Origin of the sequence: Pseudomonas sp. Marseille-P9899 (assembly GCF_903166565.1) — a bacterium.
Lineage (GTDB): Bacteria > Pseudomonadota > Gammaproteobacteria > Pseudomonadales > Pseudomonadaceae > Aquipseudomonas > Aquipseudomonas huaxiensis.
Window position 1 is genome coordinate 331,875 of sequence record NZ_CAESCG010000003.1, and the last position, 11,631, is coordinate 343,505.

General features: G+C 62.7%; 12 protein-coding genes. 6 read left to right on the plus strand and 6 right to left on the minus strand.

Going from position 1 to position 11,631, the window contains the following annotated elements; all coding sequences use genetic code 11:
* Window positions 1–171: 171 nt before the first annotated feature.
* Window positions 172–951 carry a peroxide stress protein YaaA gene (gene yaaA, locus HWV67_RS17335; RefSeq protein ID WP_175652128.1) on the minus strand — a complete coding sequence of 260 codons (780 nt, stop codon included), beginning with the start codon at window positions 949–951 and terminating at the stop codon, window positions 172–174.
* 121 nt (window positions 952–1,072) lie between these two features.
* Here yaaA and HWV67_RS17340 point away from each other — a divergent pair, with 121 nt between their 5' ends.
* From HWV67_RS17340 to HWV67_RS17365, 6 genes are all read left to right on the plus strand, one after another.
* Window positions 1,073–2,200, plus strand: coding sequence for a polysaccharide deacetylase family protein (locus HWV67_RS17340; RefSeq protein WP_175652129.1), 1,128 nt, complete (start codon window positions 1,073–1,075; stop codon window positions 2,198–2,200).
* Window positions 2,201–2,518: 318 nt separating this feature from the next.
* Complete coding sequence (locus HWV67_RS17345) at window positions 2,519–3,913, plus strand: PhoH family protein (RefSeq protein WP_175652130.1); 1,395 nt, start codon at window positions 2,519–2,521, stop codon at window positions 3,911–3,913.
* A gap of 95 nt (window positions 3,914–4,008) precedes the next feature.
* Window positions 4,009–4,482: a cyclic pyranopterin monophosphate synthase MoaC gene (gene moaC / locus HWV67_RS17350; protein ID WP_175652131.1), complete on the plus strand. Its 474-nt coding sequence runs from the start codon at window positions 4,009–4,011 to the stop codon at window positions 4,480–4,482.
* Window positions 4,479–4,724, plus strand: a complete 246-nt coding sequence (locus tag HWV67_RS17355) for a MoaD/ThiS family protein (protein WP_175652132.1) — start codon at window positions 4,479–4,481, stop codon at window positions 4,722–4,724. The genes moaC and HWV67_RS17355 overlap by 4 nt, the downstream gene beginning before the upstream one ends.
* A 1-nt stretch (window position 4,725) precedes the next feature.
* Window positions 4,726–5,172 carry a molybdopterin synthase catalytic subunit MoaE gene (gene moaE / locus HWV67_RS17360; RefSeq protein WP_175652133.1) on the plus strand — a complete coding sequence of 149 codons (447 nt, stop codon included), beginning with the start codon at window positions 4,726–4,728 and terminating at the stop codon, window positions 5,170–5,172.
* Window positions 5,173–5,389: 217 nt separating this feature from the next.
* Complete coding sequence (locus tag HWV67_RS17365; protein WP_095154588.1) at window positions 5,390–6,166, plus strand: ABC transporter substrate-binding protein; 777 nt, start codon at window positions 5,390–5,392, stop codon at window positions 6,164–6,166.
* 75 nt (window positions 6,167–6,241) lie between these two features.
* Here HWV67_RS17365 and HWV67_RS17370 read toward each other — a convergent pair whose 3' ends face one another.
* The 5 genes from HWV67_RS17370 to HWV67_RS17390 all read right to left on the minus strand — a co-directional run bounded on the left by HWV67_RS17370 (window position 6,242) and on the right by HWV67_RS17390 (window position 11,454).
* Window positions 6,242–6,862 carry a helix-turn-helix transcriptional regulator gene (locus HWV67_RS17370; protein ID WP_175652134.1) on the minus strand — a complete coding sequence of 207 codons (621 nt, stop codon included), beginning with the start codon at window positions 6,860–6,862 and terminating at the stop codon, window positions 6,242–6,244.
* A gap of 73 nt (window positions 6,863–6,935) precedes the next feature.
* Entirely contained in the window at window positions 6,936–8,078 is a 1,143-nt protein-coding gene (locus tag HWV67_RS17375; RefSeq protein WP_175652135.1) for an NAD(P)/FAD-dependent oxidoreductase, read from the minus strand.
* Window positions 8,079–8,094: 16 nt separating this feature from the next.
* Entirely contained in the window at window positions 8,095–9,045 is a 951-nt protein-coding gene (locus tag HWV67_RS17380; RefSeq protein ID WP_175652136.1) for an ornithine cyclodeaminase family protein, read from the minus strand.
* A 222-nt stretch (window positions 9,046–9,267) separates the two neighbouring features.
* On the minus strand, window positions 9,268–10,695 hold the full coding sequence (rhlB, locus tag HWV67_RS17385) for an ATP-dependent RNA helicase RhlB (RefSeq protein ID WP_175652137.1): 1,428 nt from the start codon (window positions 10,693–10,695) through the stop codon (window positions 9,268–9,270).
* Window positions 10,696–10,797: 102 nt separating this feature from the next.
* Window positions 10,798–11,454, minus strand: coding sequence for an alpha/beta hydrolase (locus HWV67_RS17390; protein WP_175652138.1), 657 nt, complete (start codon window positions 11,452–11,454; stop codon window positions 10,798–10,800).
* Window positions 11,455–11,631: the final 177 nt, after the last annotated feature.

An 11,631-nucleotide genomic window follows, 5' to 3' on the forward strand; every position in this document is an offset into this window, starting at 1 on the left:
CAGGATTTTTCGTCAAAAAACTACGAACGGTCTTATGGCGTTTTGCGATAAGGATGGAAGGGTGGTTTTTTGGCGCCGGAATAATGGCGATTCTGGACGGGGAGAGGGAGATTGGTGCTCATGGCCTTGTCGCTGGCTTCTCAGCGATAAGGCCATGAGCCACGCGACGGATCAGTCGTCAGGATGATCCCGCAAAAACACCAGGTTATCCGGCTTCGACTGCTCGGCACTGTAGTAGTAGCCCTGCACATCGAACTGTTTCAAGCGCTCCGGATCATTGATGCGCTCCTGGATCACGAAGCGGCTCATCAGGCCGCGCGCCTTCTTGGCGTAGAAGCTGATGATCTTGTACTGGCCATTCTTCTGGTCGCGGAACTCGGTGTTGATGATCCGCGCCTTGAGGGCGCTGCGTTTCACGGCGCTGAAGTATTCGTTGCTGGCCAGGTTCAACAGCAGGTCGTCGCCTTGCTCGGCGAGCGCCTGGTTCAGCCATTCGCTGATCCGCGTGCCCCAGAAGGCATACAGGTCTTTACCGCGGGCGTTGGCGAGCTTGGTGCCCATTTCCAGGCGATACGGCTGCATCAGGTCCAGCGGGCGCAGCAGGCCATACAGGCCGGACAGCATGCGCAGGTGATCCTGGGCGTAGCTGAAATCGTCCTCGCTGAGGCTTTCGGCATTGAGCCCGGTGTACACGTCACCCTTGAACGCCAGCAGCGCCTGCTTGGCGTTGGCCGGGGTGAAATCCGGGGTCCAGCTACCGAAACGCGCGGCGTTGAGGCCGGCGAGCTTGTCGGACAGGTGCATCAGTTCGCTGATCTGCGCCGGCGACAGGTCGCGCAGTTGCACGATCAGTTCCTGGGAGTCGTCCAGGTACTGCGGCAGGGTGTGCCGCGAGGTGACGGGCGGGGTGTCGTAATCGAGGGTCTTGGCGGGGGAAATCACCGTCAGCATGAGGTCGGCTCCTTGAATCGTGGCCGCGATTCTACGGGGCGGGGGCAATGTTCTCCAGCTATCGCGGCGATAGCCGGGCGCGCTGCTATAGTGCGCGGCGGATGAACCGGAGAGTGTGAACGTGCGCATAGCCCTAGTTGCCCTGACAGCCCTGCTCAGCCTCGTGGCCCAGGCCGCCCCGCTGGAAATCGCGACGTTCGAGCGCAGCCACTGGCCGGAAACGCTGGATACCCCGGTGCTGTTCGACGTTGCTTCGCGGGCCGAGATTCTGTCCTTTGCCCGGGTCCTGAGTGAAACCGAGGTGCTGAACGAGCCGACCCTGGCGGCGCGCCTGCAACTGCGCCAGATCAACCTGCCGGCCATCAGCGAATACCGCGAACGGCTCTGGCGCACGCTGTGGCGCAACTACGACATGGCCCAGCAAAGTTGCGAGCAGGACGCGTCGTTCTGCTATGCCATCGAAAACCTCGGTGACCTGCGCCAGCAGGCGGCGAAGTTCGCCGTCGACGCCGACTCCTTCTATGCCGGCTGGGCCGAGCCGAGCCGGCAATTCCACACCGCCTACCTCAATGAACTGCTGCGCAAGGCCGCGCTGTTCCCGCAGACCGCCAGCGAAGTGATGTTCTACGACGCCGCAGAGGTCAACGGTGATCGCCTCAATGACCGCGTGTTCTTGTTCACCTTCGATGGTGGCCCGAGCATGGCCGGGGCCAGCACCGAGCAATTGAGCGTGTTCCTGCGCAAGCAGAAACTCGACGGCCTGTTCTTCGTCCTCGGCCAGAGCGTGCAGAGCCGGCGCGACAAACTTTCGCTTGCGGCGCTGCGTGAGGTCTATCGCGGACAGTGCGTGGGTGTGCAGGGCTGGCAGTACCGTTCCCATGCTCAGTGGAAGGACTGGGAAGACTCGGTGCTGCGCAGTGTGGCGCGGGTTCAGGGCGATCTGCCTGACCAGTATGTGCCACTGTTTCGCCCGCCCTACGGCCAGCGCCGGGCCGACAGCGCCGGCTTTTTCGCCAGTCAGAACCTGCGCGTGACGTTGTGGGATATCGACGCCCAGGACCTCAGTCCGCTGACCGCCGAGCAATCGGCGCAGCGCACCTTGAGCCTGATGTTGTTATGGCGTCGCGGCTTGATCCAGTTGCACGACAGCCAGCCGAAAGCGCAGGCGGTAGTGACCTGGGTACTGACGCACACGGCACAAAGCGGGATTGGCTGGGAGAGTTGCCGAGACTTCGCGGGTCGGCAGTAGCAGGGGAGTCCGGGGCTGGGCGAAACGTTTCAACGGGCTCCATCCTTGAATGTAGTCGCGCTTTGCGACGCCGCCAAGGGCAATTCGTCCAAGCGAAAAATAAACTGCCCTTGTGCATGAAAATGCTTTTTCCGGTAACGGTTTTTGCGGTATGTAGGAGTCAGACAGCCGAACCCTGCAGCCAGGTGGCGTCTTCCAAGGCCCCCTTGTTGGCAGGTTCTCTTCCCGCCCGTAGCAACGCGGATACGGGAAGCGCGGCGGTCACTCTGCGATGCGCGAAGTACCGCATCGTGTAGCTTCCACATAAGGTGACCGAGTATGGATGACCAAGGACGCAACCCTTCCTCCAACCAGCCAATCCTGTATGTGCTCGATACCAATGTCCTGATTCACGACCCCAACGCCTTGCTCAACTTCGAGGAGCACCACGTCGCGATACCGATGACGGTGCTGGAGGAACTCGACAAGCTCAAGACCGGAAAACACACCATCGCCGCCGAATGTCGCCAGGCCATCCGCCTGATCGACCAGACCCTCGGTGACGCCAACCCCGAAGATGTCGAACAGGGCGTACCGATCCAGCGTGGCAAGGGCGGGCCCAAGGGCTTCCTGTCGATCCTGATGACCCCGCGTGCCGAACCGCACCGTCTGCTGCCCGAACACCTGAACGACAACATCATCATCAACCAGGTGCTGGAACTGCGCAGTCGGCGCAAGGACCGCGACGTGGTGCTGGTGACCAAAGACATCAACATGCGCCTCAAGGCCCGCGCTTGTGGAATCGCGGCGGAGGACTACAGTACCGACCAGCTGGTTGACGACGTCAGCCTGCTGTCCAAGGGCTATCACTCGGTCACCGGATCGTTCTGGGACCGCGTGAGCAAGGTCGAGACCCGCCAGGAACGGGGGCGCACCTGGCACCGTGTGCAACTGATCGACAACCTGCCAGCGGTCCACGTCAACGAGTTCATCATCGACGAACAGGGCTTCGTCGGCTGGATCAAGGGCATCAAGGACAGCGAACTGCTGCTGCTCGACCTCCATCAGGAACCGCTGTTGCACCAGGAAGCCTGGGGCCTGAAACCTCGCGATATTCATCAGGCGCTGGCACTGTTCGCGCTGCTCGACCCGGACATCCACCTGGTCAACCTCACCGGCGCCGCGGGCTCCGGCAAGACCATCCTGGCCCTGGCCGCGGCTATCGAGCAGACCATGGTCAGCAAGCGCTACCGGCGCATCATCGCCACCCGCAGCGTGCAGGGGCTGGACCAGGAGATTGGCTTCCTGCCGGGCACCGAAGCGGAAAAAATGGAACCCTGGCTCGGCGCCATCACCGACAACCTCGAAGCCCTGCACATGGACGACGAGAGCACCCACGGCAGCGTCGAATACATCCTTGAACGCGTCCCGCTGCAGTTCAAATCGCTGAACTACATTCGCGGTCGCAGCTTCCAGCAAAGCCTGATCCTGATCGACGAATGCCAGAACCTCACGCCGCACCAGATGAAAACCATCATCACCCGTGCTGGTACCGGTTCGAAGGTGATCTGCCTGGGCAACCTGGCACAGATCGACACCCCTTACCTGTCGGCCACCAGTTCCGGGCTGACCTACCTGACTGAACGCTTCAAGGACTTCCCCAACGGGGTCCACATCACCCTGCAGGGCGTGCCGCGGTCGATCCTCGCCGAATACGCCGAATCCCACCTGTAAACCACGCTCCGGGCGGCCTCGCGCCGCCCGGTTTTTTTCGCTGGCAAAGCTGACTCCCAGGTTTACAATCGGGGCTCCTGATCTGGAGTAACCCCGTGCTGACTCATCTCGATTCCCAAGGTCGCGCCGCCATGGTCGACGTCACCGACAAGGCCGTGACCTTCCGCGAAGCCGTGGCCGAAGCCCGCGTGCGCATGCTCCCGCAGACCCTGGCGATGATCGTCGACGGTGCCCATCCCAAGGGTGATGTGTTTGCCGTGGCGCGTATTGCCGGGATCCAGGCGGCGAAGAAAACCAGCGATCTGATCCCCCTGTGCCATCCGCTGATGCTCACCAGCGTCAAGGTCGAACTGAGCGCCGAAGGCGAGGACGCCGTGCACATCGTCGCCCGCTGCAAGCTGTCCGGGCAGACCGGTGTGGAAATGGAAGCGCTGACCGCCGCCAGCGTCGCCGCGCTGACCATCTATGACATGTGCAAGGCCGTCGATCGCGGCATGACCATTGAAAACGTGCGCCTGCTGGAAAAGCTCGGCGGCAAGAGCGGCCACTACCAGGCGGATGCGCAATGACGATCAAGGTGGTGTATTTCGCCCGCTACCGTGAACTGCTGGGCACGGACGGCGAGGTGCTCGTCGGCGCTTTCGCCTGCATCGAAGACGTGCGCCAGGCCTTGCTCGACAAGGGCGAGCGCTACGCCGTGCTGGCCGAGAAGAACCTGATGTGCGCGCGCAACCAGGACCTGTGCAAGCCGGACGAAGCCCTGGAAGACGGCGACGAAGTCGCGTTCTTCCCGCCGGTCACCGGAGGTTGAGATGAGCGTTCGGGTCCAGACCGCGCCCTTCGATCCGGGAGCGGAAACCAATGCCATGCACGCGGCCAACGTCGGTGTTGGCGCCGTGGTGGCGTTCGTTGGTTATGTGCGTGACTTCAATGATGGCCGGGAGGTGGCGGGGATGTTCCTCGAACACTATCCAGGCATGACCGAGAAGGCGCTGGGCAAGATCGTCATCGAGGCCGAGGAGCGCTGGCCACTGCTCAAGGTCGAGGTGCTGCACCGTATTGGCGCGCTCGAACCGGGCGAGCCGATCGTCTTCGTCGGCGTCGCCAGCGCCCACCGCCAGGCGGCATTCGACGCCTGCAACTTCATCATGGACTACCTCAAGACCCGCGCCCCGTTCTGGAAAAAGGAACAGACCTGCGAAGGCCCGCGTTGGGTCGAGGGCAAGCAGAGTGATGCTGACGCCGCTGAGCGTTGGTAGTGAGGGGCAGTCGCAAGTTGCAAGCTTGAAGCTGCAAGAAAAAGGCTGGAACGCCACCGACTGCTTTCTCTTGCAGCTTGGCGCTTGTAGCTTGCACCTGCCGTGTGTACGATAAAGTCCATAATAGAAATATAAGTATAAAATTGTTCGGCCACTGGCCGGCCCCTTTCCTCTGTCTTGTCACCCCCAACACAACAACGAGCGAGAGAGCCCCATCATGAAGACCTCCAACCTGATCGCCGGTCTGGCGCTTGGCCTGTTGGCCAGCAGCCCTGTGTTCGCGGCCGACGACGTTCTGCGCATCGGCATCGAGGCTGCTTACCCGCCCTTTGCCTACAAGACCCCGAACGGCATAGAAGGCTTTGACTACGACATCGGCAACGCGCTGTGCGCCGAGATGAAGGTCAAGTGCCAGTGGGTCGAGCAGGAATACGACGGCCTGATCCCGTCGCTGAAGGTCAAGAAGATCGACGCGGCCCTGTCGTCGATCACCATCACCGAAGAACGCAAGAAGTCCGTGGACTTCACCAACAAGTACTACTTCACGTCGGCGCGCCTGGCGATGAAGGAAGGCACCCAGGTGGACGACCAGTACGCAGCCCTGAAGGGCAAGCGCATCGGTGTGCAGCGCGCCACCACGACTGACCGCTATGTGCGTGCGGTGCTGGAGCCCAAGGGCGTGATCGTGGTGCCGTATACCACCAACGAAGAAATCTTCCTGGACATGGAAAGCGGGCGCCTGGACGGTGTGTTCGCCGATACCATCCCGCTGCAACTGGGCTTCCTCGACACGCCACGCGGCAAGGGCTTCGCCTTTGTCGGCCCTGAGCTGAAAGATCCGAAATTCGTCGGTGAAGGCGCTGGTATCGCCGTGCGCAAGGGCAATACCGAGCTGGTGAAGAAACTGAACGATGCCATTGCCGCAATCCGCGCCGATGGCGAGTACCAGAAGATCCAGAGCAAGTACTTCAAGACCGACATCTACGGCGACTGATCGCCTGACTCAAGCGCCCGGGGCTGCTGCCCTTTCTGTAGGAGCGAGCTTGCTCGCGAAGCGGTACCCGCAGCCTCAGGCCTTGAGTTCCTTCAGGTGTTTGTACACCGTCGCCCGCCCCATATTCAGCACATTGGCCACATAGTTGGCCGCACTCTTGCCGCGGAACGCGCCTTCGGCGTGCAGGGCCAGGACCAGCTCGCGCTTGTGGTCGCGGTTGAGCACATTGAGGCTGAGCTGACGCTGGCGCAGCCAACTGTTGAGAAAGGTATTGATCCGTTCCTGCCAGTCATCGCGAAACAGGGCGTCGGGCTGCGGGATCAATTTGCTCGGTGACAGGAACAAATCCAGCGCCGCCTTGGCATTCTCGAACAGGGAAATATTCAGGTTGATGCACAACACGGCCTGCGGGTTGCCGGTGGCGTCGCGCAGTACCGTGCTCAGGGAACGGATCTTCTGCCCGTCCCAGTTGAGCTTCTCGTAGGGGCCGATATTGGTCTCGTCGGTACCTTCCTCGAACATGTCTTCCAGCGCCGCGTCGTCGCCGACTTCGCGTTTGGACAGGTTGTTGGCGATGTAGTCGATCTTCTGGGTGCGCAGGTCGTGCAGCACGACTTCGGCATGGGGGAAGAACAGCGTGGCGATGGCATCGGCGATCGCCCGGTAGTTCTGCAGGACATCATCGGGTGTCGACATTCGGGCGGGCTCCGGACGGGTTCAGCGCCCTGGGGCCAGGGCGCTGGGAGTGTGCCGCAAACGCGCGGGCGCGTCATCCTTCCTGGCGGGTGGCCAGGCGCGCGGGCGAGAGTTGCTCGGCACTCAGGCCGAAATCACCGAGGTGGGCGGGCAGGGGCTCGCCACGCACCAGCGCGGCGCTGGCCTGACCCATCGCCGGCGAGGTCTGGATACCGTAGCCGCCTTGCGCCGCGACCCAGAACAAGCCGGCCACAGCGCCGTCGAAACCGGCCACCAGGTCACCGTCGGCAACGAAGCTGCGCAGCCCGGCCCAGGTGCGGAACGGGCGGCGGATGCTCAGGGTGGTGGCTTCCTCGATCTGGTAGATGCCCATGGCGATGTCCAGTTCTTCGGGCTGCACGTCGTGGGGTTCGACCGGGTCGGCGTTGCACGGCGAGCCGAGCAACATGCCGGCGTCCGGCTTCATATAAAAGGACTCATCGAGGCTGACCAGCATCGGCCAGTCGTGGGTGTCCAAGTCGGCCGGTGCTTCGAAGATGAACGCGGCACGCCGCTTGGGTTGCAGGCCCAGCGGACGGGCGCCGGCCAGTTGGCCGATGTGGTCGGCCCAGGCGCCGGCGGCATTGATGATTACCGGTGCGCGGAATTCGCCGCGGCTGGTTTCCACGCGCCACTGGCCGTCGTCCTCGCGATGCAGGGCGAGGACTTCACAGTCGCCGTGCACTTCGCCCTGTTGGCGGCGGATGCCGCGCAGATAACCCTGATGCAGGCCATCGGTGTCGATGTCGCTGGCGCTCGGGTCGTACAGCGCGCCGTGGACTTTCTCGCGGCGCAGCACCGGCAGGCGCGCGCAGGCCTCATCGGCGCTGAGCAACTGCATCTCCGGCACGCAGGCGCGCGCGCTGTCGAACTGGCGTTGCAGTTCGGCGGCGTCGCCGTCGAAGTCCACGGTCATCTCGCCGCGCGGGGTCAGCAGCGGGTGCTCGGCGAAGCCGGCGGGCGGCTGGTCGAAGAACGCCCGGCTGGCCAGGGTCAGGGCGCGGACTTGCGGCGTACCGTAGGCGGCGGTGTACAGCGCCGCCGAACGACCGGTGGAGTGATAACCCGGCAGCGTCTCGCGCTCGAGCAGCAGCACCCGGCCATGGGCGGCCAGCCAGTAGCCGGTGGACGCGCCGGCGATACCGGCGCCGATAATGATGAAATCAGCCTGTTGCATGGGGCCTCCGACGCTGTCAGCGCGCGCGTTGCAGGTGGTACAGGGCGTTGGCCAGGGCGATGTCTTCCAGGCCGAGGCCGATGGAGCGGAAGAACGCGTGGCGCTGGTAGTCCGGGCGTGGAGCCTGGCCGCTGATCAGCTCCGGCAGGTCGCCGACGATGGCGTCGGTCTTCCAGCCATGCTCCTCGGCGGCCAGGCGCATTTCCCCGGCGCTGCCCGGCGTGGTCACCCGGTAGTCGCAGTACACGTCCATCGCCGCGAGGCTGGCCGGTGGCACTTCATGAGCACGCACCGCATTGGTGCTGATGGAGGTGATCAGTGCCGGCTTGCTCAGCTTGGCCGGATCGATGACCGGCTTGGCCGACGAAGTGCACAGCAGGATCACGTCGGCATCGACCAGGGCCGCTTCGGCGTCGTCGTGCAGGCTCAGGCGTGGATCAAGGGCGGTGAGGGCGTCGCGTTCGCTGGCGCTCTTGCCGTTCAGGCTCGGCGAGTACAGGCGGATGTCCTGCCATGGGCGCAGGTTGCGCACGTAATGCAGGTGAGCACGGGCAATCGGGCCGCTGCCGATAAGGGTCAGGCGCCGGGCGTCGGCCGGGGCCAGGGCATCCACGGCCACGGCAGTGGTTGCGGCGGTGCGCGCGGTGGTCAGTTCGCCGGCATCGCACAGCAACAGCGGCTGACCGCTGTCCATGGACATCAGCAAGGTCCAGGCGGTAACCAGTGCGCCTTGCTCACGGACGATATAAGGCGAGGTCTTGACCCCGTAGACGCGCTCCTGCGCCAGCACGCCGCCGTAATTGATGAAGTCGCCTTTGCCGGACGGGAATTCCACCAGTTGTTGCGGTGGCTGCACCGCCTGGCCGGCTGCCAGGTCACGGAACAGATCGCGCAGCACCTGGGGAACATCCACCTGGGCGAGCAGTTGACGGGCGTGCTGCTGATCGAGAACGAGGGGCGCGGCCATTCGAGACTCCGGGGTGACTGGTTTCTAAACTAATTTTTCCATTATGGACTTTTAGTTTAAGTCTTCGCTATCCCGGTGGAAAAAAAGATTGGGGCTACCAAGGGGCTTCGCGAGCAAGCTCGCTCCTACAGACACGGTATGGTCTGAATCTGTAGGAGCGAGCTTGCTCGCGAAAAAATTGCAGCCATAAAAAAACGCAGCTCCAAGGCTGCGTTTTCTCGATCACGCGTGCTTGCGAGGCACTGATTTCAACAACTCGGTCGGCGGCATCTCGCAACTGATCTTGCGACCCAGCAACGCCTCGATCGCCGGCAACTGGTAGGAATCATCCTCACCGGCAAAGCTGATCGACACACCGCTGGTCCCCGCACGACCGGTACGGCCGATACGGTGCACGTAGTCGTCCGGATCTTCCGGCAACGTGAAGTTGATCACGTGGCTGATGCCATCGATGTGGATACCGCGACCGGCCACGTCGGTGGCAACCAGCACGGTAATGCGGCCTTCGCGGAAGCTTTCCAGGGTGCGGATGCGTTTGTGCTGTGGCACGTCGCCGGACAGTTGCGCGGCATTCACGCCGTCGCGCACCAGTTTCTCTTCGATGCGCCGCACTTCGTCCTTGCGGTTGGCGAAGACGATCACCCGTTCCCACTTGTTCTCGGTGACCAGGTTGTACAACAGCTTGTACTTGTCGCTGCCGGCAACGGCGTAGACGTGCTGTTCGACGGTTTCGCTGGCAACGTTCTCCGGCTCGATCTCGACGATGGCCGGGTCGGTGGTCCACTGCTTGGCCAGGTTCATCACGTCTTCGGTGAAGGTGGCCGAGAACAGCAGGGTCTGACGCTCGCTCTTCGGCGGGGTCTGGCGAATGATCTGACGCACCTGCGGGATGAAGCCCATGTCGAGCATGCGGTCGGCTTCGTCCAGCACCATCACTTCGACCATGTCCAGGTGCACTTCACCGCGCTGGTTGAAGTCCAGCAGACGGCCAGGGGTGGCAACCAGGATGTCGCAGTGGCGGGCTTCGAGGGCCTTGAGCTGCTTGTCGTAGTCCATGCCGCCGACGAAGGTCATCACGTTCAGGCCGGTGTACTTGGTCAGCAGCTCGGCGTCCTTGGCGATCTGCACCACCAGTTCGCGGGTCGGGGCGATGATCAGCGCCCGTGGCTCACCCATGTAGCGCTCTTTCGGCGGGGGAGTCTGTTGCAGCTGGGTGATGATCGAGATCAGGAAGGCCGCGGTCTTGCCGGTGCCGGTCTGGGCGCGACCGATGGCGTCCTGGCCACGCAGGGTGAAACCCAGGACCTGAGCCTGGATCGGCGTGCAATAAGGAAAGCCGAGGTCATGGATGGCGTGCATCAGCTCGGGGGAGAGCTTGAAGTCGTGGAAACGGGTTTTGCCTTCCTGTGGCTCGACGGCGAAGTCTTCCAGCTTCCAGGTCGAAGCTTGTGGTTTTGGCTTGCGCTCGCGGCGAGGTTTGGCAGCGGCGGCGGGTTCGGCGCGAACGGGTTGGGGTTCCTCGGCCTTGAGCGGGGCCACCGGTGCGGGAGCGGTGGCCGGCGTGGGTGGCTGCATCGCGGGAGCAGCGCTTTCGGCGGCGAGTGGCTCATCCTCGCCTTTGCCGAACATCTTCTTGAGTGCTTTGAGCACGGTCTTCTCGTCAATTGATTAAGGAATGTACGCCGGGCAGTGTAATGCAAGATTCGGGCTCGGCGTAGCGGATTGCACTGACAACTACAAGGAATACGACCGTCAGCGCAAGCACTGTGTCAGCCAAGCGCCAATGTCGTTGATTTCTTCCGGCAGCACCGCGTGTTCCATCGGGTATTCCTGCCATTGGGCGCTGACGCCCCATTTTTTCAGGTACTCGAAGGCCGTGCGGCCCATGACCGGCAGCACCACCGGGTCATAGATGCCGTGCAGGCAAAGTGCGGGGATGCGCTGCTGGCTGGCGCTGAGTTGGAGGTCGTCCTTGAAGGTCGGCGCGTAGGTGGACAGGGCCATCACCCCGCCGAGCGCTTCTTGCCACTTTATATAAGCGGTGTGCAGCACCACCGCGCCGCCCTGGGAGAAACCGGCCAGGATGATCCGGCTGGGGTGGATGCCGGCGCCTCGCTGTTCTTCGATCAGCTCGATGACGTGGGCGGCGGATTCTTCCAGTTGCGCCTCGTCGATCGCCCGGGCCGGGCTCATGGCCTTGATGTCGTACCAGCTGGGCATTTCATAACCACCATTGATCGTCACCGGGCGACTCGGTGCCTGGGGCATTACGAAACGCGTGCTGAGCAATTGCTCCTGCAGGGTTTCGGCCACCGGCATGAAGTCATAACGGTCGGCGCCCAGGCCGTGCAACCAGATCACACAGGCGTCCGCAGTTTTTTGTGGTTCGAGAATCAAGGGTTTGGTCATGACTGCTCCGAAAAAGTGCACGCGATCTCAATTGAGTGCATGAAAAAAAGGCACGAGGGGGCAATACGGAAAGAAGGTGTCGCATTGCTGCAACTTTGCTCGTTGTAGAACACTGAAACGCTTTAGCCACCAGATCTGGTACGCGCTTTGCTACTTGACCTACGACGTGAGGTGGCG

Excerpts from the sequence above, each read along its gene's own strand:
- HWV67_RS17355 (WP_175652132.1), top strand. The coding sequence starts at position 4,479 with ATGACGATCAAGGTGGTGTATTTCGCCCGCTACCGTGAACTGCTGGGC.
- HWV67_RS17365 (WP_095154588.1), top strand. The coding sequence starts at position 5,390 with ATGAAGACCTCCAACCTGATCGCCGGTCTGGCGCTTGGCCTGTTGGCC.
- moaE (WP_175652133.1), top strand. The coding sequence starts at position 4,726 with ATGAGCGTTCGGGTCCAGACCGCGCCCTTCGATCCGGGAGCGGAAACC.
- HWV67_RS17345 (WP_175652130.1), top strand. The coding sequence starts at position 2,519 with ATGGATGACCAAGGACGCAACCCTTCCTCCAACCAGCCAATCCTGTAT.
- yaaA (WP_175652128.1), bottom strand. The coding sequence starts at position 951 with ATGCTGACGGTGATTTCCCCCGCCAAGACCCTCGATTACGACACCCCG.
- HWV67_RS17380 (WP_175652136.1), bottom strand. The coding sequence starts at position 9,045 with ATGGCCGCGCCCCTCGTTCTCGATCAGCAGCACGCCCGTCAACTGCTC.
- HWV67_RS17390 (WP_175652138.1), bottom strand. The coding sequence starts at position 11,454 with ATGACCAAACCCTTGATTCTCGAACCACAAAAAACTGCGGACGCCTGT.
- HWV67_RS17375 (WP_175652135.1), bottom strand. The coding sequence starts at position 8,078 with ATGCAACAGGCTGATTTCATCATTATCGGCGCCGGTATCGCCGGCGCG.
- HWV67_RS17370 (WP_175652134.1), bottom strand. The coding sequence starts at position 6,862 with ATGTCGACACCCGATGATGTCCTGCAGAACTACCGGGCGATCGCCGAT.